We start from the raw sequence: 21,466 nt of genomic DNA, 5'->3' as shown, positions 1-21,466 counted from the left end.
CTCGCTTTCGTGATGGTTTTTGTCGACTCAACCTTAGCATATAGGCGCACCCAATGGGTGAAACACCAAAGCAGCGCAGTCCCGTGTGAATCGTGGGATTACGCTGCTTTTTTGAAATTCTATGAATAATCCAGGTTAGTCGCTTCAAACCGCTCATCGCGATTCGCGATGGGATCACCACCACGATTCCACTTATCATCGTCGGGTCATTCTTCATGATTCTGGCGAATTTTCCGGTCGCGGCCTGGACCGCCTGGATCGGCAGCGTCAGCATGCACGGCGTGGCCCTGCTCTCAATTTTTACCAAAATCACCAACGGGTCATTCGGGTTGCTGGGCCTGATCGGGTGCTTTGGCATCGCCTCTAGTTACGCCGAGCAGCACAATACCGACGGCAAGTCCGCCGGCATCATCGCTGTCGCCTCGTACTTTGTCGTCACCCCCAGCATTTTCACTGGGGCCAAGGCGCCGGCCGAGGGCATGCCGTACGACTTTCTGGGCTTCAAGGGTCTGTTCGTCGGCATCATCATCGGCCTGCTCGCCGGCGGCATTTTCCAATGGTTCATCAACCACGACGTGCAGATCCACATGCCCGATTCCGTGCCGCCGGCCATCGGGAAAAGCTTCTCTGCGCTGATTCCTGGGTTTGCCATTATTACCTTATTCGGTGCGGTGTACGCCCTGTTTTCTTGGACCGGGATGGGCAACATCCATCTGCTCATCATGCACGTGTTGTCGAAACCGCTGGGACTGCTCGGCGATACCCTGGGCGGCACCCTGGTCATCACGTTCTTGAACAGCGCCTTCTGGTTCGTCGGGATTCACGGCGCCAACGTGGTCAACAACATGATCCAGCCAGTGTGGCTGATGAACTCCGGCGCCAACCTGAAGCTCGCTCAGGCCGGCAAGCTGTCGCTCGACCACGGCGCCCACATCATCACCGAACCGTTCATCGACAATTTTGTCTTCATGGGCGGCGGCGGTGCTACACTGGGATTGGTCCTTGGCATCGGGATCTTGGTGCTCGTGCACCGCTCCAGCAAGCAACTGGAAACACTGGCGCCGTTGACCATCGTGCCTGGCCTGTTCAACATCAATGAACCGACCATGTTCGGGATGCCGATCGTGTTAAACATGACGCTGATCATCCCCTTCATCCTCGCCCCGATGTGGAACACGCTCACGACCTACATCGTCATGGCCACCGGCCTGGTGCCGCTGACCACCGGAACCATGGTGTCATGGACCATGCCGCCAATCATTTCGGGCTTTTTGACCACCAACAGTTTTGCCGGCGCATTGATCCAGATTTTTAACATCGTCATCGACACGCTAATCTATCTGCCATTCCTGCTGGTCGTCAACAAGTCGCAAAAAATCGAAGAAGCTGGCCAGGCTGCAGAAGACGCCGCCTGAGGGTCGGCCGCGTGCGAAAGGGAGTTTCTTATGGTTAAACGTTTGATCAGTACCACCAGCAGCGAGGTCCTCGCCATGAACGGGGCCGAGCTCAAGCAAAGCATCAAGGCCTCCGAAGGCCGCACCGTGTTGTCTGAAAATGTCGTGCTCACGCCACCCCAAGACGGCATCACGTACTCCGAAGTCGCCGCCGCGTTTGGCGCCGACCTGATCCTGCTCAACGGCATGGATGTCCTGAATCCCATTATCCTGGGGCTCTACCCGGGCGAGGACGATCTGGCAACGGCCAAACCGCGCCACGACGGCGAAAGCATTCACCGTCTGCAGAAGCTGGTCGGGCGCCCGATTGGGGTCAACCTGGAGCCAGTCGACCCGAACACCGACATGGCTGAGACCCGGCTGGTGATCCCCGAGGGCCGCATGGCTTCCGAGAAAACCCTGACTGAGGTTCAGCGCCTCGGTTTCAACTTCGTCTGCCTGACCGGCAATCCTGGCACCGGCGTCACCAACGCCCAGATCGCCGCGAACATCAAGGTCGCGAAGAAAGTCTTCAAGGGTCTGGTTATCGCCGGCAAGATGCACGGCGCCGGCGTCAACGAGCCGGTCGTTTCCGTAGAGGCCACCCAATCCTTCCTGGACGCCGGGGCCGACGTGATTCTGGTGCCGGCAGTCGGCACCGTGCCGGGCCTGGACGACGACGAGATCAAGAAGATCGTCAAGCTCGCCCACGAAAACGGTGCGCTGGTCATGAGCACCATCGGGACCTCGCAAGAAGGCTCCGGGGCCAGCTACATTGAGTCCGTCGCGATCCGCAACAAGATCGACGGGGTCGACATCCAGCACATCGGCGATGCCGGCTGGGGCGTTGTGCCGCCAACCGAAACCATTTACCCGCTGAGCAAGGCCATCCGTGGTACCCGCCACGCGATCGCCCGCATGGCCCGGTCGATCAACCGCTAATCCAAACTTCTCATCAAACAGTGACGCAATGATCATGCGCCGCTGTTTTTTTATTGTCATGCCGGCCCTTGACTGGGTACAATTGCCCCAAAGGAGGTGCGCCCATGACTTTTCTGAGCACGTTCACCCTGCCCGATGAGGACGCCGAGTGGGACTTTTTCATCAAACAAAAATCACGTGCGTACTCGACCTACTACCCGTTTCAAATCTTCCCGCAAAAGCATGTGCCAGAGCTGACCTTTGAACCCATCACAATTTTCTACGGCGACAACGGCTCGGGCAAATCGACGCTGTTGAACGTGATCGCCGAAAAACTGGGCCTGGCGCGCGGCACGCTGTACAACCGCTCGAGCTTTGAGGCCGACTACCTGGCGCTGTGCAATTTTGAACTCGCCGCCCCAATCCCAGATGAGTCAGCGATTATCTCCTCCGACGAAGTGTTCGACGCGATGCTGAACACCCGCGCGTTGAACCAGCAGATCGACCGGCGCCGCGATGACATGTTCGACGACTATCTTGACAACAAGTTCGCCAGTTTTCAGTACCACGACCTCAGCGACTACGATGAACTGAAGAAGGTCCTGGAGGCCCGCAGCAAGACCCAGTCTCGCTATGTGCGCGACAACCTGGCCAAAAACGCCCGCGAATTCTCCAATGGCGAAAGTGCCTTGCAGTTTTTCCAGGACAAGCTGCAGGACGAGCGGCTCTACCTGCTGGACGAACCGGAGAATTCGCTGTCGCCGGCCAACCAGCAAAAGCTGGCCGCCGACCTCGCGGACCGTGCCCGCTTTTTCGGTAATCAGTTCGTGATCGCCACCCACTCGCCGTTCCTGCTCGCGCTGTCACACGCTAAACTCTACGACCTGGACCAGGTGCCGGTCGCCCCGGGGCGCTGGCAGAACCTGCCCGAAGTGCAGACCTACGCCCAGTTTTTCGCGGCGCACGCGGCTGAATTCAAAAAGGAGCCTCACCATGACTGAAATTACCGATTACATTGACCAAGCCGCCCCGGCCGCTCAACCCCAGCTGCGGACCATGTACCAGCTGTTAAAAACGCTGCTGCCAACCGCCCAGGAGAAGATCAGCTACGCCAAACCGACCTTTTTCGAGTCGGGCCGGGACCTGGTGTACTTCGGCGCCAATGCGCACGACATTGCGCTGTACCCGACGAGCGGCCCGCTGACCGCGATCGCACCGGCCAAAATTGCGCCGTACCCGCATTCCAAAGGCGCGATCCGCTTTGCGTTTGACCAGCCGCTGCCTGAAGCGTTGATTGCTGAACTGGTGACTTTGCGCCTGAACGGGGCCGCCTCAGCCGCGCCAAAACGCCGGCCACCTGTGTCTGTCCCCGAAGCAATCACCCAAGCACTGGCGCAAGCTGGCCTCAGCAAGGCGTTCGCCGCCCGGCCGCAATACCAGCGCACCGATTACCTCAACTGGATCGCGCAGGCCAAGCGCCCGGCGACTCGCGCCAAGCGCCAGGCCCAGATGCAGGCCGAACTCAAAGCCGGCAACGTCTACATGAAAATGGCCTGGCATCCCCGCAAAACGCAGGAATGACCAGGCCGATCGCCTTATAATGCCAGCAGCCGCTGGCGCAGCGCCGCATTCACGGCGTACAAGCCCAGCCCCATGCGGCCACGTTTGAGCAAAATATTGATGACGTGAAAAATGATGGCGGTACGATCGGCAGTTGAATCTGTCCCATCGGGCCGCCGCCGAAACGCTGTTTGGTCCTCGAAGCGGGCCGGGTCGATCGTAATCCGGTCCGTTTTCGCCTCATAATCCACACTGGGGCCCAGGATCACCCCGGCGTAATTGAGGTCAAAGCCCTGAATCGTGTAAATCGAGCCAACCTCATTGATGGTTTGCGGCTGGCTGGCCCAGGGGCGGTCGGTGAAGTTGACTCGGTCCCACGGCAGCCGCAGCTTGCCGGCCTGCACGTACCAAGGGTCCTTCGTGTACACGCGAAACGGAAAATCCGCTGTGGCCAGCACTCGCGCCAGGCCGTGCTGGCGGTTCATCTCCTTGATCCAGTCGTACAAGGGGACCCCGTCTTCAAACACGCGCAGCTGATAATTGGCCGGATGCGGCGGCGGGAGCAGGCGCCCAGAGGCGAATGCATCTACCCACGCTGCGACTGTTGGGGACTGCATCCGCAGTTGCCCCGTCAGCTGCACCCGCTGAACGACATGGCCGGCCAGCGTTTGCTTGATCATCGCCGGAGTCCACAGACTTTTCAACTTGGTGACCTGGTGCAGGTCCAAGACCAGCACGACCACATGGGCCAGCTTTAAGAGCTCTGTGAGCTGGTTAGTTTGGCGGAACCTGTTGAACGGGTCGGGCTGGCTGAGCAGCAGCTGGGCCTCATCGATGAACACGACATCCGCCTTGTGGCCAGCGTTGATAAACGGCGTCGGTTTTTGAAAATCAGCCTTGTGCAGCCACTGGGCCTGGCTGGCCACTTCCCAGTAGATTTTCAGCATTTCGTTATGGTTGACCAGCAGCCGGTTGGTGGTGCCGGCAAGCTTACCGCCAGAGGTTCGGGCCTGCTTTTGCACGGCACTGAACACGGCGCTGAGCAGCGCACTTTTGCCCGTGCCGGCATCGCCTTCGAGCACGAACACGGCGGCTTGGGAGTCGCGGCGGTGCGCGGCAATAAAAGCCAGCACCTGTTGCTGAATGGTTTGCTGTTCGCAAGTCAGCTGCGCCTTTTCAGGCAACATAAACGTCGATTCTGCAAGCGTCAAACTAGTCCTTCTTTCCCGTCATGGCGGCTAATTCCGCCGGAGTGTATCGGTAAGGCACATGCGCGGCGGCCGGCACGTCCTCCCACGCCACCGGGTACCCGGCGCCGTGCGCGCAAAATACAGAGCCCGGCAGGTTGGCGGTATCGCCGATCTCCGTGTAGCCAATGTCCTTGATCACATCCGCCGCGTTGTGGCACGGCCGGTAGCCCGCCACCAGCAGCTCCAGCTGGCCCTGGCCATGGGTGTAGGTGCTGACGGTTTGGCCATAGTCTTGCATGGCCGCAACCGGTGCAAAACCGGTCAGCGTCACGGTGCCATTGCGGTCCGGGACGGTGGGCGGGTCGACCGTGCCGGCCATGCGGTCGACGTCGGCCATGGCGCGCCCCACCTGGTCTTGCGCGACCACCAGCCGAAAACTGTACCACGGCTCCAGCAGCAGGTCGCCGCCGGTTTGCTTTAGTTCCATCAGCCCCTGCCGCACGGCGCGCCAGGTGGCCTCGCGAAAATCGCCGCCCACCGTGTGGACGTTACTCCCGCGTCCGCCGACCAGCGTGATTTTCACGTCGGTTAAAGGCGATCCGGTGAGCACCCCAATGTGCTGCTTGGCCGTCAAGTTGGCCAGAACCAGGTGCTGCCAGTTTTTGCTCAAGGCTTCGACCGGCAAGTCGCTCGCGTAGGTCATGCCGCTGCCGCGCGGCGCCGGTTGCAGCAACAGGTGGACTTCGGCGTAATGGCGCAGCGGCTCAAAGTGGCCGACCCCTTCGACGGCCTGGGTGATCGTCTCCTGGTACAAAATGCTGCCAGTGCCAAACGCAACGTGCAGGTCAAAGCGCTGGGCGAGCAGCTGGGTCAAAATCTCCAGCTGCACCTTGCCCATAATCGACACACGCAACTCCTGCAGCCGTTCGGACCAGCTCACCTTCAGCGCCGGGTCTTCGTCTTCCAGCTGCCGCAGCGCGGTCAAACACGCCCGCGGGTCTTCTGCTTGCGGCGCCAGCTTGTAGGTCATGACCGGCTGCATCACCGGTGGTTTGGCGTCTGGCTCAACGCCCAGGCCAAGCCCCGGGTGCGTGTCCTGAAGGCCCGGGATCGCGCACACTTGGCCGGCACTCACTTCCTGCACCACCGAGAACTTTTCCCCATTGTACAAGCGCAGCTGGTTCGCCTTTTGCTCGCCAAGCAGCACCTGCTTGGGTTTCAGACTGCCGCCGGTGACGCGCAGCCAGGTCAGCCGCTCGCCTTTGTCGTCATATGAGATCTTGAACACGCGCGCCCCAAAATCCGCAGTCGGCTGCAACGGCTGGGTCCAACGTTCAAGCCCGGCAAGCAGGTCATCAATGCCCTGCAGCTTCAGGCCCGAGCCGAAGTACACCGGCGTCACCTTACGGGCAGCAATCAACCGCTGAATCGTGGCATCCGCCAGCTGGCCTGTGGTTGAAAACTCGTCCAGCGCCGCGTCATCCTGCAGCGCAATGGTCTCCTGCCGGTCCTGGTTCAGGTCGGTAAAGGCGATACAGCCGTCCCCGAACGCGCCTTGCAGCTGATCCAGCACCTGGGCCTGGTCGGCACCAGGCACGTCCATTTTGTTCACAAAAATAAACGCCGGCACCTGGTAGCGCGCCAGCAGCCGCCATAAAGTCCGCGTGTAGCCGGGAATGCCGTCGGTCGCTGAAACCACCAGCACCGCACAATCGAGCACGGACAACACCTGCTCGGTCGCACTGGCAAAGTCCACGTGTCCCGGGGTGTCCAAGAGCGTCAGTTCCAGGTCCTGGTATTGAAGCTTCGCCTCGTGCGAAAAAATCGTGATCCCGCGCGCTTTTTCCAGCGCGTCGGAGTCCAAAAAGGCGTCCCCGTTGTCGACGCGGCCGAGCTGGCGCAGCGCGCCAGTTTTGTATAAAAGGGCTTCTGACAGCGTCGTTTTCCCGGCGTCCACATGGGCGATGATGCCGGCGGTAATTTTTTTCATCAAGCTGCCTCCGATTTAAAATGCGTAATCTCATTTTAGCGCAAGGAAAGGAGATCCGCTGATGATCAAACGAGATTACGCGATGGAAGTCTACGAACTGCCGCTGCCGGCTGGCGCCGCGAAAGACACCAAGCCGCTGCGGCGCATCCGAGTGGTCGATCCCATCACGCACGCCGTCCTCGAAGACGCCCGCGGCTTTGGCTACCGGTCGTTCCACAGTGCCAACATCGGCTATTATTATCACCGCCACCCGGAAAAGCTGGTGGCGGCGAAGGCCAAAAAGGCTGCGATTCTGCTGTGGGAAAGCCAGCACCCCGACCTCACGGAAAGGTTGACGGCAGCGGTGTTTCAGGCTCAAAAGGCCGGCCATCCGCTGGACGCCAAGCAGCGCCGCGCGCTGTTTGCCGAGCTGACTGCCGGCCTGAAGGAACCGCCGGGCTTTACCGCCGCCGACTTTTTCCGCCGCCATGCCTAAGCCCACGCCTGCCAGGATCTGGCAGGCGCTTTTAGCGGTTGACCTGCGTCTTCAGCCACTGGCGCAGCGTCTGCGCAACGGCGCGCTGCTGGGCGCCATCAGACACCGGGCTTGGGCCGTCGCCGCGTTGCTTGCCGTAGCTGCCAAAACCGGCGTGGTTGCCAACGAGTTCCACGAACTGCGTGGTCTTAGGCAGATTGGCCTTCGCCTTGCGGTACGCGGTCCAGTTCAGCACCTGATCATGGTCGGCGGTGACGGCAAGCACCGGCAGCCCGCGCTTGGTCAGCCGGCCCTTTTGGTCCGCGTAGCTCGCTAGAAAAAACACCCCTGCCAGGCGCTTGGTTTGGTGCACCTTGGCGTAGCGCGCCGCCATGACACCGCCCAGCGAGTGCCCGCCGATGACGACTGGCCCCTTGGTTTCTGCCAGCACCCGGTCGGCCTGGTTGCCGCGCAGCACAGCCAAGTTGAGCGGAAAGCGGACAATGTACACCGAGGTCCCTGAGGCGGCTAAGCGCTTAGCCCAAATACTGTAGCTGGCCGGCGCGACCAGTGCCCCGGGATAAAAGAGCACCCCGGCGCCTGCCGGGTGCTTGGCCTTGAACGCCAGCCCGTAGTCCGTCTTGACGGCACTGCGCGCGGCCTGTGCCGCTGCGGGACTGGGCTGGTGCATGGTCGCCTCAAGCGCGCCCCAGCCGACGCCCACCAGCAGCACCAACCCAATCAGCACGCCCAGCCAAATCTTCGACCTTCGTTTCACGTGAAACAGCCCCTTTCACCGCACCTAGGTTGACGCAATTATAACCCACGGGGCCGGTCAGGAAAAAATCACGCCAAAGACTTGCTTTTTGCCTCGTCAGCAGGTACGATACATTTAAACTTACAAAAAGTAAGCAATCGGAGGCGCAACTATGACTGACACAAAGTATGAGTTTGGACTCGACACATTCGGCGACCTGGCATTCCAGGATGACGGCACCCCACTAAACGGCGATGAAACCCTGCGCCAGGTGATCAAGGAGGCCAAGCTGGCTGATGATCTGGGCATTTACCGCATTGCGCTGGGCGAGCACCACCGCCCGGAGTTCGCCATTTCCAGTCCCGAGGTGGTGCTCGGCGCAATGGCCGCCGTGACCAAAAACATCAAACTGGGCACCGCGGTGACCGTGCTGTCCTCTGACGATCCGGTGCGCGTCTTCGAACGCTTTTCCACGCTGCATGGGCTAAGCCACGGCCGCGAGGAGATCATGTTGGGCCGCGGCTCATTCACGGAATCCTTCCCGCTGTTTGGCTTCAACCTGGAAGACTACAACGGCCTGTTTGAGGAAAAAATCGCGATGTGGCAAAAGTTGCTGGAAGGCAAGCCGATGAACTGGACCGGCAAGTACACCCAGAAGCTGACCGACACCACGGTTTACCCGAAGCTCCCGAGCGGTGAGACCATTTCGACCTCGCTGGCCGTCGGCGGCTCGCCGGAGTCGATCATTCGCGCCGTGGCCTACGACATCCCCGTCGTCATCGCCATCATCGGCGGCGAGCCGATTCGCTTCCGCCCGTATGTGGACCTGTACAAAAAGGCCGCCGCGCAGTTCAAGAAGCCGGAGCACCCGCTTGGCATGCACGCCCATGGCATCATTTTAGACGACGAGCAAGAGGCGGTGGAAGTCGGCTTCAAGTACATCAAGGCCGAAATGGACCGCATCGGCATCGACCGCGGCTGGGCGCCAATGACGCGCGACCGCTTCGAGTTTGAAATCGACAAGGGCTCGTACTACGTCGGCACGCCGGAGCAGGTCGCCCAGAAAATCGCGCATAACATGAAGGCGCTGGACATGAAGCGCTTTGACCTGGTTTACGGCACCGGCGGTCAGCTGCTCAGCCAGCGCGAAGCCACCATTCGCAACTTTGGCGAGCGGGTCATTCCCCGGGTCAAAGAACTGCTGGGAGGCGAGTAAAATGACAGAGCCAGTAATCGGGATTCTCGGCGCCGGCAAGCTCGGCTCCACGCTGGCGCGCATCGCCACCAGCCGCCGCTTACCGACCATGATTGGCAGCACCCATTCGGTCGCGGATCTAAAGTGGGTCATTGATACCTTGGCCCCCGGCGCAGTCAGCGCTACCTCGGCCGATGTGGTCAAAAAGGCCGACGTCATTATCCTGGCCATTCCGCTGAGCCGCTACAAGGACCTGGACCCCGCCGCTTTTGCCGGCAAGGTCGTCCTTGACGCGACCAACTACTGGAAGGAAGTCGACGGAACCCACAACAGCATCTCCGACTTCACGCGTTCCAGCTCCGAGGTCATCCAAGATTGGCTCAAGGACGCTAAGGTGGCCAAAGCCTTCAACCACATGGGCTACCACGACCTGGAAATCGAAGTCGACCGTCATCCGGACGTGCCGCGGGCCATGGCCTTCGCCACTGACCACGACGACATTCGGCCGCTGGTCAAACAAGTCCTCACCGCGTTCGGCTTTGACCCGTTCGACCTCGGGCCCTTAAGATTTGGCCTGGTGCTGGAGCCAGGCAGCCCGCTGTTCGGCGAAGCCATCCCGCGTGACCAGTTTCAGGCCAAGCTCGACGCAGTCTACGACAGTCCGTTCGGCAAGGAAATCATTGCCAAGCGCGGCGGTCCAATCAAGTAAGCCTCCCCATCCCTGCCACCTCGGCAGGGTATTTTTTTGTCCTCGATCGTAAAAAGACCTCGTCTGCATCGCGGCAGCGAGGTCTTAAGCCATGAGGGCCACTGGCCGGGTCCGGTGCCGGCCAGTCGCCATTGCGCCGCTCGGGGGAGAAAGCGCCATTTGAGATGACTAGCACCTTCCTAGTCTCAAACAGTTTAACGAAAACAGGCAAACTATACAATGGGGTTAACAAACAATTTTACCCCTCAAGTCCGACTGTGATCCGCCGGTCCGCAAGCAGCATGAACAGCCCCCACAAGACGGCGAGGGCGCCGATGACCAGAAAATACCCGGACTCGTGTCCTGGCGTGTAAAAGTTTGCGGCGATCGCCGACAGGCCGGAACCGGCAGCCTGCGACAGCGTGAACACCGTCATCATCTGGGTCACAAACGCGGCCGGGGCCACCTGGCTCGCCAGCGCCGTACCGATCGGTGAGGTCAGGGTCTCACCTGCGATAATCAGGACGTAGAACATCACGATCCACAGCGGCGACACCTTCACGCTCGGCGGAAACAGGCGCAGCGGCAAGATCATGAACAGCGGCCCGGCCCCCCAAAACAGCATGCCCAGGCCAAATTTTCGGCTGGCGCTGGGCTGCCGCCGCCCCAGCCGCGCCCATACGCCGCTGATCACGGTGCCAAACAGCACCGCCAGGACCGCGGGAATGGTTTGAAAACTAGCGGCCGACAGGTGCAGTCCCCACACGTTCAGGTTCACCTGATCCAGCGTGTACAGCGACAATATCCCCGTCGCCTGGCCGTACACCAGCATCGTGATGCTGTTGCCGATGAGAAACAGCCCATAGGCTTTGACGTGCCGCGCCTCGGCCGCCTGGACCTTGGGACTGCGCACAATGGTGACCAGATACCATACCGGCAGAACAATCCCCAGGATGCCGACGGCGCTGCTAAAGCGACTAGCGGTGAGCCAGCCCAGCTTCAGCGTGCCGCCAATCAACGCGGCCGCCAACAAGGTGCCGATCAGCACCCGCCGGCCCAGCTGCCGGCGTTCACTGGCGCGCAAGGGATCCGGCACCGCCACGCCCAAATCACCGAGAAAGCGGTGATTCAGGATGAGGTACGGCACCGTCGTTACCAGCAGGACGAACACGGCCACCAGAAACCCGGCGTGGTAGCCGAAGCGCACCGCCACCGCGCCGGTGATGACCGGACCCGCAGCGCCGATGTTTGAGACGATGTAAAGCAGCGTGAACGCTGTGCTGCGCATCATTCCGCGATCGCGGTAAATCAAACCGACCAAGGCGTTCAGGCTTTGCCCGGTCACCCCGGACGCGACCACCTGCAGGACCAGACTGGCGAAAAATAACGCGCGCCCGCCGCGCGGCACGGCCAGCAGCGCGATGGCGACAATTTTCAGCAGCGTGCCGTACAGGTAAGGCTTGCGCAGGCCCACCAGCCGGTCGGCCGCGTAACTGCCCGCGATCCCAGCCACGTAGCCCAAAGAGGAGAACACCGCCATGATCTGCGTTGCCGTGATGCGATCCAGTCCGAGCCCGCCCAAGTGCAGCGGCTCGTACAGGTACAAGATCATGATGGCGCTGACTGCGTACGTTGCAAACCCCGTGCCCAACGACCCCAGTGCCATGAGTTTGAATGCCGGCGGCTGCCGGGAAATGCTGCTTTGCTGTGCCACAATTCGCCCCTCTTTGTGCCCAATTATGTTTCAATATAGCACAAGCCAAGGCGTCCGCGATGCTTTTCCCTTGACGCTTTGCTAAGGTTAAGGTAACGACTTTCGAAAGGAGTCCGCGATGCGCAAACGACACTGGCACCTCTCCGCCCCGCAGGCAATCCTGGTCAGTTTCGCCGCAATGATCGGCATCGGTAGCGCGCTGCTGGCGCTGCCGTGGGCCAGCCAAACCGGCCAATCGGTCGGCTGGCTCACTGCGCTGTTCACCGCCACCAGCGCCGGCTGCGTGACCGGGCTCGTGGTGGTCAACACGATGCAGCAGTGGACCCTGTTTGGCCAGCTGGTGATCCTGGCCTTGATTCAGCTTGGCGGCATCGGCTTTATCACCGTGGTCGCCGGCAGCCTGCTCCTGTTTCGCCAGCGCATCGGGCTCCGCCAGCGCCTGGCCATCCAAACTCTGTTCAACCAGGACGCGCCGGGCGGCATGGGACGGCTGGTCCGTCAGGTGCTGCGCTACACGCTCGTGATCGAAGGCGCCGGCGCGCTGTTGCTCACGCTCGGCTTTTTTGCGGCAAACCGCGGCTACGGCATGGGCGAGGCGCTGTGGTACGGCGTTTTTCACGCGGTGTCAGCCTTTTGCAACGCCGGTTTTGACATTATCGGCATGAATTCGCTGGCCGATTTTCAGGGCAGCTGGCTCATCAGCCTCACTGTCATGGCACTGATCACGCTCGGCGGGCTGGGCTTTCCGGTTCTGTACGAGCTTAAGCGCCTGCGCCAAAAAGGCCGCACGCCGCTTCACCGGCGCGGCCGCCTCAGCGTCAACGCAAAGCTGGTCTGCCTCACCAGCCTGATCTTGGTGGGCGCCGGCACCGGGCTGTTTGCCTTGCTGGAATGGGGAAACCCAGGCACCCTGGGTGAACTTGCCACCCCGCAGAAGTGGCTGACGGCGGCTTTTGAGTCCGTCACCCTGCGCACCGCCGGCTTTTCGACGCTGGATCAAAGCCAGCTGGGCGACCTCAGCAAGCTGCTTGCCTGCGGGCTGATGTTCATCGGCGGCTCGCCGGCGGGCACGGCCGGCGGCGTCAGAACCATCACGCTGGCCCTGCTGGCCGCGGCGGTGGTGTCCGGCCTGCGCGGGCGCCTCGGCATCGTGATTTTTGGTCGGCGCATTCCGATGGCACTGCTGCAGCGTGCGTTGGCCGTGTTTTTCGCGCTGTTTGCGGTGGTTGCCGCGGCGGTCCTGCTGCTGCATTTTACCGAGGCCCAAAGCGCGTTTCAGCCGGGGCTACTCGACCTGATTTTCGAGGCGACCAGCGCGACTGGCACCGTCGGCCTCACCACCGGCCTCACGCCGCACCTGAGCAGCGCGGGGCGGCTCATCATCGCCGCCTGCATGTTCATCGGCCGCCTGTCGCCTTTGACCCTGGCCATCGCCTTGACCGCGCGGCAAACGCGCGCGGCGCACACCGTCGACTACCCTGCCGCCACGCTTTTCGTTGGTTGAATCAGAAAGGAGAGCGCCATGACAATCGCCCAGGCTCACTCGTTTGCCATCTTTGGGCTCGGCCGCTTCGGCACCAGTATCGTTTCTCACCTGGCGGAAAATGACGTCGAGATTCTGGCCGCGGACCGCAACCTGGCCCGCGTCGAGGCCGTTGCCGACTGGGTCGACCGGGCCGTGGTGGGCGACGCCAGCGACGACGCGTTTCTGGCGCGCGTGGCCATCGAGCACTTCGACGTGGCCGTGTTTGCCATGGGCGAGCAGTTCGAAGCCAGCGTCATGGCCACCATGCTGGCCAAGGAGCGCGGCTGCCGGCGGGTCGTGGTCAAGGCCCTCGACGCCCGTCAGGCCAAAATCCTCAGCCGTATCGGGGCGGACCAGGTCGTCCTGCCGGAGGTGGAAATGGGGGCAAAAATCGCCCACACGCTGGTCAACGCCAACATCCTCGGCGTGCTCGACCAGATTCCAGGCGTTGACATCACCGAGCGCCGGCCCGACCCTCAGTGGGTGGGCAAGACCCTAGCCGAGGCGGACATCCGCCGCACGGCCGGGCTCGAGGTGCTGGCGCTGATTCGCGCCGGCCGGCCGCAGATCCCGGTGCCGCCCAGCACCATCTTGAGCGCAGACGATGTCCTGCTGACGGTAAATACCCAATGACAAAACGGCCCCGCGTCAGGCGATTGTTCGCCTGGCGCGGGGCCGCTGCTTTTGGGCTCATCATGATTGATCAGGAGTTACTTTGCGGCCTTGCGGGCCTCTTCACACGCCTTGATGATGGACGGGTTCTTGGAGTGGCAGTCCTCGATCATCTGCAGGTCTGCTTCGCTGAGCTTCAAGTCATATGTCATGTCGTTTACCTCGCTTTAGTTTAAAAGATAGTTTTACTGTACCACGATGGCAGACAGTTGCAACCCACACGTGAACACACGGCCGCCTTGACGCCTATTGACAGTGCCACGCGACTTGGCCACACTGAAACTATCGGTGTTAGGAGGCTTTTTCGTGGACTGGCTGCTCATTCTCATCCCCGCGTTTTTCGCGGCGCTCGTGCAAGGCATCACCGGCTTTGGGTCGGTGATCATCATGATGATCTTTTTTCCGGCAATCCTGCCCATCGCCGAAGCCGCCGGGCTGGGCGGCCTGGTCATGCTCAGCTGTACCGCCAGCCTGGCGTGGCGCTACCGGCGCGATTTTCACTTCAAGCAAGTGATTGGGCCGTTTCTGATCTACGCAGCGGTCGCCACCTGGTCGGTCCGCCTCGGCAAAGTGTTGGACACGCATGTGCTGCGGCTGTTGCTGGGCGTGCTGCTGGTTGCGCTGGCGCTGTACTTCATCCTCGCCAAAACTGCCGGCGACCGGCGCTACCCCTGGTACATCGCCGTTGCCTTCATGATCATCTCGGGGTTTTTTAACGGCCTGTTTGGCATCGGCGGCCCGCTGATGGCGCTGTATTTTCTCTCGCTGTCGACTTCGGTGCCGACCTACATGGGCAACCTGCAGGGCTTCTTCCTGCTCGACACGATATACATCACCAGCGTGCGGGTGGCCAGCGGCATCATCACGGTCAGCCTTATCCCCTACATCCTCGGCGGAATCATCGCGGCGACCCTCGGTACTCTGCTCGCCACGCGGTTAGCCGCCAAGTGGGATCTGGCGCAGATCAAGCCGCTGATTTACGGCTTCATCGGCCTCAGCGGACTGTATTACCTGTTCTTCTAGCAAGCGGCAAAAACCGCACCAACCGGGTCGACCCTGCAGTTTAGGGGCGTGCCCGATTGATGCGGTTTTGATGTCTAATGCCTCAAAACACTACCACAAGTGCGTCATCGGCCCGACCATGTACAGCCCAAAAGCCATCACCAGCAGACACAAGGTCGTGGCAACCACCCGGTACCAGCCGTGCATCCGATACTGATCTGGCAGCGCCTTGGCCTCCAGCAGCAACAAGAAGCCCAGCACGATCGGGACCAGCAGCGCGTTGATCACTTCAACCGTGACTGCCAGATCCACCAGCTGAATGTTCGCCAGCACCAGCACCGCGCCAATCACGTGCGCTCCGATATAAATCAGGTAAAAGCCAGCGCTTTTGCGGTTAAACGGCTCGTTGAGGCTGTGCGGCCAGCCGAGCACCTCGGTCAAGCCCCAGGTGCCGGCCAAGGCGACCACCAGGGCAGCGACCAGCGACCCGCCCAGCAAACTGGTGCCAATCAGCAGATTGGCGGGCAGCTCGTCGAGGTACGGCGCCAGCGCAGCCGCCATTTGGCCCACCGTCGCGAAGGCCTCACTGCCGCCGTGCTTGCCGACGGTCGCAGCGAAAGTCACGATGAACACGATCATGATGGCCTGCGTGATTAAGGTGCCAACGGCGGTGTCGCGCCGCTCCTGCGGAATGTCGGCGGCCGTCAAGTGCTTGTCGACCACCGCGCCCTGCTGGTAAAACAGCATCCAGGGCATGATGACCGCACCGACGTTGGCTGCCACCAGGTACACATAGCTGCTATTACGCCAAGGCACGGTCACCAGCCCGCGCATCAGGTCGCCGAGCTGCGGTTTGGCCATGATCATCGCGATGACAAAGGCGAACTCGGCGAGGCCGACCATCACGCCGATTTTTTCCACGCGCCGGTATTCGCCCAAAAAGGCGATGCCGACCAGAAACGCCGTCGCAATTGGAATGGTGATCCACTTTGACACCCCGAACAGTTCACCAACCCCGGCGATGCCGATGAACTCAGTCAACAGCGCCCCGACGGCGGAAATCCCCAACGTCACCGCCGCCAGCCACGCCCAGCCGCGCCCGAAGTACTTCCGGATAAGCGTGCCGTGGCCTTCCTGAGTGATGATACCCAGGCGCACGGTCATTTCCTGGGCCATGAACAAGACCGGGATCAGCACCAGCTGCGGCAGCACCATGGTGTAGCCCCACTGCGCGCCGGATTGGGCCGCCGTGATCAGACAGCCGGCATCCGTGTCGGCCAGCATGACCAAGAGACCCGGTCCCCAGACCGCAAGCCAGCCGTGCCCGCGAAGGCGAGTTTTGATTAAATTGTCATTTTTTTCGATAATTGCCACTCCGCTCTGTCGGCACTTCGCCGCGCATTCAAGAATAGGCTTATTGTACTACCAGAACGGCGGGCACTTGATCCAGAAATAGAAAAGATTCCCACCACTGGTCGCGTCACTCGACATATGCAATGTCATTAGCCTGGCACCACTGCCGAGCCTGTTCCTGGTACGCGGCAGCTTGAAACTCATACCAGCGGTCAAGCAGTCCGGCCGCCTCAAGGACGCGGCGAAACCGTTTAAAGACCCCACGACCATGCAGCGCACGCTCAAATTGAGGGCGCTGCACCCCTGTTGCGACCCTGGCGGTAAATTGAACCATAAGCTGGTAATCGTCTCGGTCATATTGTGTCGGCAGCGCGACATACCGCTCATCATCATCGGCCTCAAAGAGGGCCTCCGCCTCGTCGTCATCGTCCGGAACCGGGATGATTGTTCCCGCTTCGCGATCGTACAAGAACTCTAATTCTTCATCGGTCATCTCGATGGCTTCGCTGACCGCACTTAACTTGATGGGCATCTGAGCACCTTCTCTTCTATTCCGCAGTCTTCCCGCGCATCAGCCGCGTCTGCCAAATCAGCACCCCGGCCATCAGCACCGTGAAGACCAAAATGTACACGGGATACAGCCCGATGGACACTGCGCCGGTCAGCAGGCCAAACAGCGGCGGCGCAAAGGTGGAACCGACATAGGCCGACGCCATTTGCAGCCCGATCACCGCCTGCGACTGATCTGCGCCAAACGAGGCCGGCGTTTCGTGAATGATCGTCGGGTAGATGGGCGCACACCCCACGCCAAAGACCACAAGACCAACCAGCGCGGCCATCACGGGCAGCGGCAAGAGGATCAGCAGCACGCCCACCAACATGATGCCCGTCCCCAGTCCCAGCATGTGCCGGTCGCCCAGCTGATCGGCGATGATTCCGGACAAGAACCGGCCCACTGTGATCCCAATGTAGAACAGCGCGGCGAACCGGGCAGCCGTCGTGACTGCGACCCCGCGGGCCTGAACCAGGTAACTGGCGGCCCAAATGCCGGCCGTTGCCTCGAGCGCGCAGTATGCGAAAAAGGCCACGAGGACCTGCTTGATGCCGCGCAGGCGCAACAGCTGGCGGATTTTTAGCGGCGCGCTGGCGGTTTTCCCGCTTGCCGGGGTTTGGGGCTTGGCCCATAGCGGCAGACTTGCGATCAAGATAAAGGTCAAGACGACCTGAATGATGCCGATGATGCGGTAGCCTGCCTGCCAGCCCAGCTGGTGAGTCAGCGCAAAGCTCATCACGTTCGGGCTGATCGCCGCGCCCACGCCCCAGAAGCAGTGGAGCCAGTTCATTTGCCGACCCTTGTAGTGCAGTGCGACGTAATTATTTAGCGCCGCATCGACCGCGCCGGCGCCGAGCCCGTACGGCACCGCCCAGACACACAGCCAAATGAAACTGGGCGACAGCGAAAAGCCAAACAGCGCCAAAGCCGTGGTCGCGACGCTGGCCGCCGTGACCCTGCCTGCCCCGAATCGCCGCGTTAGCCGATCCGACAGCAAACTTGAAATGATCGTATCCGCCGAAATCAGCATGGTGATGATGCCGACATAGCTGGTCGGCACGCCGAGCTGCGTGTGCATCGCCGGCCACCCGGCTCCGATCAGCGAGTCCGGCAGGCCCAGGCTGATAAATGCCAAATAGATGATCCCCAACAGTAAAGAAAACATAAGCCCCTCCGCATGCGTCAATACCGGTAATTCTAGCGGAGTGGCAAGCAATGTCAACGGTTACAGCGTGACTACTTCGTCACTGGTGTCAAAGCACAAAAAAGACCGCTAGTAAACTTCTGGCAGGAGGTTTAGCGGTCTTCGACTATTCAAACTAAATGCCAACCGTCTTCAGCGGTCTGCAGGGCGACGCGCGGAATGGCACGCCGCCTTTTCTATACCTAAAGTGTAACATGGGTGAGTCCCGAGAGAAAGCCAACGAATGGCGGTTAGACTAGCTCAGCCGACCCAACGACTTGGTTCAGAACTTGCGGTGTTAATCCGCAACCTCGACTGTCGAGTTCTCCCCGCCGATTGTGACTTCCGCCTGCTTAAAGCTCAGGGCGAAGAAGTCGGAGTGGGCGGCGTACTTCGCAGTTTGTGGGTACTTCGCGTTGTACAAAGCCAGCTGCTCCGGCGTTGGGTCGATTTTCTGTACCGTTGCCTTGCGGACACGGGCCACATCGTTGCTGCCAAACTGCGGCGTCGCAAACGATGCCTGACTGTGCTTGCTGATTTCCGCAACCTTTTCCGCGTTCGCGGCCGTCATGAACAGCTCCTGGTTGTTGACCTTGTCGTAAACACCCAAGACAATGCGTACGTCAGGCGCAGTGCCGTCTTCGGTCAATGTCGCGACCGCGATTTGTGATGAGGCGTTAAAAATTCTCTCTAGATCTTCTGTATTAGCCAAAATAATCCCTCCAATAGGTATTTTCGGGCGAGCTATAGTCGTTCGTCACAATAAATGGTAAGCGGTTACGGCAGAGATTACAAGGCTCACCGCTCATGTGTCATGTTCCCCAATAAAAATCTTAGGCCACCGTGATAACTGCCTGAGCAATCCACACCAGCCTTCTCAGCGAATCATTACCGCCCACCCACTGGATTTTACTGCTGTCCTGATACGCTGATTGGATGGACGGCACCCATTAAACGATGGAGGAAAAGACATGAAAAAACGACTAACAGCCGCAATTATCAGCAGCATTTGCGTCATTGGCATCGCCGGGTTCTCGGTTCACCAACTGCGCCCAGCGCATCGGGCCGAGTCCGAAACCGTCATCTATGACAAGAACGGCAAACAGCTCAAGTGGCGGCATGCAACCGGCTCGATCCGACGCGTTTACGACAACAAGACCCATAAGATGATTACGATCGAAGAAAACCCCGACGGCAGTGAAAAGAAATAACTGCCGGCCAAACCAACAGCAGCAGCGCAGCTCATTGCCGCGCCGCCACTGGTCAAAAAGGCGGCCATCACTTGTGGTACGGGCTCCCAATCTGGATCATGAACGCTCGGTAGATCTGCTCCATGAGCACCAGTCGCATCAGCTGGTGCGGCATGGTCAGCTTGCCGAAGCTCAGGGTGTCATTGGCGCGCTTCATCACGGCCGGCGACAGGCCCAAAGAACCGCCAATGACGAAGGTGATATCGGAATGGCCGTACGTGCCCAAGTCCTCAAGCTCCTTAGCGAAGACCTCACTGGCCCGCTGCTTGCCTTCAATGGCCAGCGCGATGACCCACTCCTTGTCCTTGATTTTGGCCAGGATGCGCTCGCCTTCAACTTCTTTGACATGCGCCATCTCAGCTTCGGACAGCGACTCCGGGGCTTTTTCGTCGGCGACTTCGACGATCTGCACCTTGGCGAACTTATCCAGCCGCTTGCGGTATTCGGCGATGCCGTCCTTGAAGTACTTCTCCTTGAGCTTGCCAACCCCTATCACTTTGATGTTCATCCGCTTCACCTCTCAGGCCCAGTATACCCGAAATCCGCTCGCCTCAAAACGGCGCGCTGTGTTCATCAAGCAAGGACAATGTAACGATTTATTTGATGCTTTTTACACACCACCCATGACATAATTCAGGCCGACCATTCATGGTATGAAAAATCTAAATGCCGGTTTTTCAGCTTTTTGTTGCCGTTTCTTACACGTATTTAACCTTCACCACCCATTTTTTCAATGTTCGCTATTTACATGAGTTTTACACAGCGCCCGTTGTACGACCTGCGAAATAAGCGCAGAATAGAAGCGTTGAGTCATTTTTGGAGTGTGTAAACTTATGACTGTAATCAAAAACATTGCAAAGGACCGGGTGCTGCAGATCACCGCGTTCCTAGTAGTGCTGAGCTTGTTCGCGGCCAGACCGAAGCTTGAAGACATCAGCTTCGATACGCTCTGGTCGATTCTCGGGATGATGACTGTCATCCAGATCTTCGAGTACCTGCATGTCCTTGATTATTTTGCCTACCGGCTGACCAGCCTGGCTGCTGATTCACGCCAGCTGCTGCTGATGTTTTTGGGGCTCGCCATCGTCGCCGCCATGTTTCTCACCAACGACGTCACGGTGATCACCCTCATTCCGCTGTACCTTGAAATCGCCAAGAAATACAAGCTGCCCGAGATCCTGCCGGTCACGCTGATCGGCATGGCGGCGAACTTCGGCAGTGCCTTCACCCCGTTTGGGAACACCCACAACATTTTTCTGATGAGCCACTACACCATTGGCATCGGCCAGTTCTTCAGCTGGTCGATCCCGCTCTTGATCGCCTCGATTATCCTGCTGCTCGGCTTCACTGTTTTCGTTAAAAAGATTCCCCTGCCGGCAGTCGGGTTTCAGGACATTCACATCCAGACTCGGCCAACCGTGATCACGGCCATCGTGGCGCTATTCATCTTCGCCGGGGTGCTCAAAGTCATCCCCTCCTATGTCGGCGCCATCGCCGCGATCTTGCTGGCGGTGCTGTACAACAAACAGATCATGAAGAAAGTCGACTACGCGATTGTCTTGACCTTCGCCGGCTTCTTCGTCATCGTGTCCGTCCTGCAGCAGATGCCTTGGGTGGTCGACCTGATCTCGGGGCTGGTCAGCTCCGCGCACTCCGTTTTCCTGACCTCGATTCTGACCAGCCAGCTGATTTCCAATGTCCCGTCGACGGTTTTGATCGGTAAATTCACCAACTACGCCGCCGCGCTGTTTCTGGGCTCGAACATCGGCGGCCTGGGCTCTGTCGTCGGCTCGATGTGCAACCTGCTGGTCTACAAAGAATACGCCACCTGGGGCAATCATCACGCCGGCAAATTCCTGATTGGCTTCCTCGTGTTCAACGTGATCGGCCTAATCGTGCTCGCCGGCATGGGCTGGCTCATCTTGGATTTCGTTTATTAAGGGATCGCTGCGTCGTCGCCGTTCGCGGCGCTATTTTTTTGTCTGCGGTTAAAGGACATGGCGATAACTATTGTCCTTTAATCTCG

General features: G+C 59.9%; 21 protein-coding genes. 12 read left to right on the top strand and 9 right to left on the bottom strand.

Going from position 1 to position 21,466, the window contains the following annotated elements; genetic code table 11:
- Positions 1-125 precede the first annotated feature (125 nt).
- From JUE30_RS08220 to JUE30_RS08205, 4 genes are all read left to right on the top strand, one after another.
- A complete protein-coding gene (locus JUE30_RS08220) occupies positions 126-1,415 on the top strand; it encodes a PTS sugar transporter subunit IIC (RefSeq protein WP_203624442.1) in 1,290 nt (429 codons plus the stop codon).
- A gap of 30 nt (positions 1,416-1,445) precedes the next feature.
- Positions 1,446-2,375 (top strand): haloacid dehalogenase-like hydrolase, encoded by a 930-nt coding sequence (locus JUE30_RS08215; protein WP_203624438.1) that lies wholly within the window; start codon positions 1,446-1,448, stop codon positions 2,373-2,375.
- A gap of 104 nt (positions 2,376-2,479) precedes the next feature.
- Entirely contained in the window at positions 2,480-3,355 is an 876-nt protein-coding gene (locus JUE30_RS08210; RefSeq protein ID WP_203624437.1) for an AAA family ATPase, read from the top strand.
- Positions 3,348-3,935 (top strand): YdeI/OmpD-associated family protein, encoded by a 588-nt coding sequence (locus JUE30_RS08205; RefSeq protein ID WP_203624436.1) that lies wholly within the window; start codon positions 3,348-3,350, stop codon positions 3,933-3,935. Before JUE30_RS08210 ends, JUE30_RS08205 begins: the two co-directional genes overlap by 8 nt.
- A gap of 14 nt (positions 3,936-3,949) precedes the next feature.
- Here the strand turns inward: JUE30_RS08205 and JUE30_RS08200 are convergent, their stop codons facing one another.
- Together JUE30_RS08200 and JUE30_RS08195 are read right to left on the bottom strand one after the other, a co-directional pair.
- Complete coding sequence (locus tag JUE30_RS08200; protein ID WP_203624441.1) at positions 3,950-5,101, bottom strand: DUF2075 domain-containing protein; 1,152 nt, start codon at positions 5,099-5,101, stop codon at positions 3,950-3,952.
- Positions 5,102-5,126: 25 nt separating this feature from the next.
- Entirely contained in the window at positions 5,127-7,094 is a 1,968-nt protein-coding gene (locus JUE30_RS08195) for a translation factor GTPase family protein (protein ID WP_203624435.1), read from the bottom strand.
- 61 nt (positions 7,095-7,155) lie between these two features.
- On the opposite strand from JUE30_RS08195, the gene JUE30_RS08190 reads away from it, so the two are divergent.
- Complete coding sequence (locus tag JUE30_RS08190; RefSeq protein WP_203624434.1) at positions 7,156-7,569, top strand: hypothetical protein; 414 nt, start codon at positions 7,156-7,158, stop codon at positions 7,567-7,569.
- Between the two features lie 31 nt (positions 7,570-7,600).
- Here JUE30_RS08190 and JUE30_RS08185 read toward each other — a convergent pair whose 3' ends face one another.
- Positions 7,601-8,326, bottom strand: coding sequence for an alpha/beta hydrolase (locus JUE30_RS08185; protein ID WP_239061388.1), 726 nt, complete (start codon positions 8,324-8,326; stop codon positions 7,601-7,603).
- A gap of 151 nt (positions 8,327-8,477) precedes the next feature.
- On the opposite strand from JUE30_RS08185, the gene JUE30_RS08180 reads away from it, so the two are divergent.
- Together JUE30_RS08180 and JUE30_RS08175 are read left to right on the top strand one after the other, a co-directional pair.
- Complete coding sequence (locus JUE30_RS08180) at positions 8,478-9,521, top strand: LLM class flavin-dependent oxidoreductase (protein WP_203624433.1); 1,044 nt, start codon at positions 8,478-8,480, stop codon at positions 9,519-9,521.
- 1 nt (position 9,522) lies between these two features.
- Complete coding sequence (locus JUE30_RS08175) at positions 9,523-10,209, top strand: NADPH-dependent F420 reductase (protein WP_203624432.1); 687 nt, start codon at positions 9,523-9,525, stop codon at positions 10,207-10,209.
- A gap of 238 nt (positions 10,210-10,447) precedes the next feature.
- On the opposite strand, the gene JUE30_RS08170 is transcribed toward JUE30_RS08175, so the two are convergent.
- Complete coding sequence (locus JUE30_RS08170) at positions 10,448-11,902, bottom strand: peptide MFS transporter (protein WP_203624431.1); 1,455 nt, start codon at positions 11,900-11,902, stop codon at positions 10,448-10,450.
- A 118-nt stretch (positions 11,903-12,020) separates the two neighbouring features.
- Between JUE30_RS08170 and JUE30_RS08165 the strand changes: the two genes are divergently transcribed.
- The 3 genes from JUE30_RS08165 to JUE30_RS08155 all read left to right on the top strand — a co-directional run bounded on the left by JUE30_RS08165 (position 12,021) and on the right by JUE30_RS08155 (position 15,122).
- Complete coding sequence (locus tag JUE30_RS08165; RefSeq protein ID WP_203624430.1) at positions 12,021-13,406, top strand: TrkH family potassium uptake protein; 1,386 nt, start codon at positions 12,021-12,023, stop codon at positions 13,404-13,406.
- An 18-nt stretch (positions 13,407-13,424) separates the two neighbouring features.
- On the top strand, positions 13,425-14,060 hold the full coding sequence (locus JUE30_RS08160) for a TrkA family potassium uptake protein (protein ID WP_203624429.1): 636 nt from the start codon (positions 13,425-13,427) through the stop codon (positions 14,058-14,060).
- A gap of 345 nt (positions 14,061-14,405) precedes the next feature.
- Entirely contained in the window at positions 14,406-15,122 is a 717-nt protein-coding gene (locus JUE30_RS08155; protein ID WP_203624428.1) for a sulfite exporter TauE/SafE family protein, read from the top strand.
- A 90-nt stretch (positions 15,123-15,212) separates the two neighbouring features.
- Here the strand turns inward: JUE30_RS08155 and JUE30_RS08150 are convergent, their stop codons facing one another.
- From JUE30_RS08150 to JUE30_RS08135, 4 genes are all read right to left on the bottom strand, one after another.
- Entirely contained in the window at positions 15,213-16,469 is a 1,257-nt protein-coding gene (locus JUE30_RS08150; RefSeq protein WP_308439841.1) for a divalent metal cation transporter, read from the bottom strand.
- Positions 16,470-16,581: 112 nt separating this feature from the next.
- Positions 16,582-16,986, bottom strand: a complete 405-nt coding sequence (locus tag JUE30_RS08145; RefSeq protein ID WP_203624427.1) for a UPF0158 family protein — start codon at positions 16,984-16,986, stop codon at positions 16,582-16,584.
- 16 nt (positions 16,987-17,002) lie between these two features.
- The gene (locus JUE30_RS08140; RefSeq protein WP_203624426.1) at positions 17,003-18,172 is read right to left on the bottom strand and encodes a sugar MFS transporter; all 1,170 of its coding nucleotides are present in this window, start codon (positions 18,170-18,172) and stop codon (positions 17,003-17,005) included.
- A 316-nt stretch (positions 18,173-18,488) separates the two neighbouring features.
- Complete coding sequence (locus JUE30_RS08135; protein WP_203624425.1) at positions 18,489-18,902, bottom strand: pyridoxamine 5'-phosphate oxidase family protein; 414 nt, start codon at positions 18,900-18,902, stop codon at positions 18,489-18,491.
- A 259-nt stretch (positions 18,903-19,161) separates the two neighbouring features.
- Between JUE30_RS08135 and JUE30_RS08130 the strand changes: the two genes are divergently transcribed.
- Positions 19,162-19,401 carry a hypothetical protein gene (locus JUE30_RS08130; protein WP_203624424.1) on the top strand — a complete coding sequence of 80 codons (240 nt, stop codon included), beginning with the start codon at positions 19,162-19,164 and terminating at the stop codon, positions 19,399-19,401.
- Between the two features lie 67 nt (positions 19,402-19,468).
- Here JUE30_RS08130 and rlmH read toward each other — a convergent pair whose 3' ends face one another.
- Entirely contained in the window at positions 19,469-19,948 is a 480-nt protein-coding gene (gene rlmH / locus JUE30_RS08125) for a 23S rRNA (pseudouridine(1915)-N(3))-methyltransferase RlmH (protein WP_125755716.1), read from the bottom strand.
- 325 nt (positions 19,949-20,273) lie between these two features.
- Between rlmH and JUE30_RS08120 the strand changes: the two genes are divergently transcribed.
- Positions 20,274-21,380 carry an SLC13 family permease gene (locus tag JUE30_RS08120; protein ID WP_203624423.1) on the top strand — a complete coding sequence of 369 codons (1,107 nt, stop codon included), beginning with the start codon at positions 20,274-20,276 and terminating at the stop codon, positions 21,378-21,380.
- The last annotated feature ends 86 nt before the right edge of the window (positions 21,381-21,466 follow it).

Source organism: Lacticaseibacillus sp. 866-1 (assembly GCF_016861825.1).
In the GTDB taxonomy this organism is placed as follows: Bacteria; Bacillota; Bacilli; order Lactobacillales; family Lactobacillaceae; genus Lacticaseibacillus.
Note: the sequence above shows the minus strand (reverse complement) of the source record. Positions and strands in the feature narration are given on the sequence as shown.

Excerpts from the sequence above, each read along its gene's own strand:
- JUE30_RS08140 (WP_203624426.1), bottom strand. The coding sequence starts at position 18,172 with ATGTTTTCTTTACTGTTGGGGATCATCTATTTGGCATTTATCAGCCTG.
- JUE30_RS08180 (WP_203624433.1), top strand. The coding sequence starts at position 8,478 with ATGACTGACACAAAGTATGAGTTTGGACTCGACACATTCGGCGACCTG.
- JUE30_RS08160 (WP_203624429.1), top strand. The coding sequence starts at position 13,425 with ATGACAATCGCCCAGGCTCACTCGTTTGCCATCTTTGGGCTCGGCCGC.
- JUE30_RS08145 (WP_203624427.1), bottom strand. The coding sequence starts at position 16,986 with ATGCCCATCAAGTTAAGTGCGGTCAGCGAAGCCATCGAGATGACCGAT.
- JUE30_RS08195 (WP_203624435.1), bottom strand. The coding sequence starts at position 7,094 with ATGAAAAAAATTACCGCCGGCATCATCGCCCATGTGGACGCCGGGAAA.
- JUE30_RS08120 (WP_203624423.1), top strand. The coding sequence starts at position 20,274 with ATGACTGTAATCAAAAACATTGCAAAGGACCGGGTGCTGCAGATCACC.
- JUE30_RS08215 (WP_203624438.1), top strand. The coding sequence starts at position 1,446 with ATGGTTAAACGTTTGATCAGTACCACCAGCAGCGAGGTCCTCGCCATG.
- rlmH (WP_125755716.1), bottom strand. The coding sequence starts at position 19,948 with ATGAACATCAAAGTGATAGGGGTTGGCAAGCTCAAGGAGAAGTACTTC.
- JUE30_RS08130 (WP_203624424.1), top strand. The coding sequence starts at position 19,162 with ATGAAAAAACGACTAACAGCCGCAATTATCAGCAGCATTTGCGTCATT.
- JUE30_RS08165 (WP_203624430.1), top strand. The coding sequence starts at position 12,021 with ATGCGCAAACGACACTGGCACCTCTCCGCCCCGCAGGCAATCCTGGTC.
- JUE30_RS08175 (WP_203624432.1), top strand. The coding sequence starts at position 9,523 with ATGACAGAGCCAGTAATCGGGATTCTCGGCGCCGGCAAGCTCGGCTCC.
- JUE30_RS08210 (WP_203624437.1), top strand. The coding sequence starts at position 2,480 with ATGACTTTTCTGAGCACGTTCACCCTGCCCGATGAGGACGCCGAGTGG.
- JUE30_RS08190 (WP_203624434.1), top strand. The coding sequence starts at position 7,156 with ATGATCAAACGAGATTACGCGATGGAAGTCTACGAACTGCCGCTGCCG.
- JUE30_RS08205 (WP_203624436.1), top strand. The coding sequence starts at position 3,348 with ATGACTGAAATTACCGATTACATTGACCAAGCCGCCCCGGCCGCTCAA.
- JUE30_RS08200 (WP_203624441.1), bottom strand. The coding sequence starts at position 5,101 with ATGTTGCCTGAAAAGGCGCAGCTGACTTGCGAACAGCAAACCATTCAG.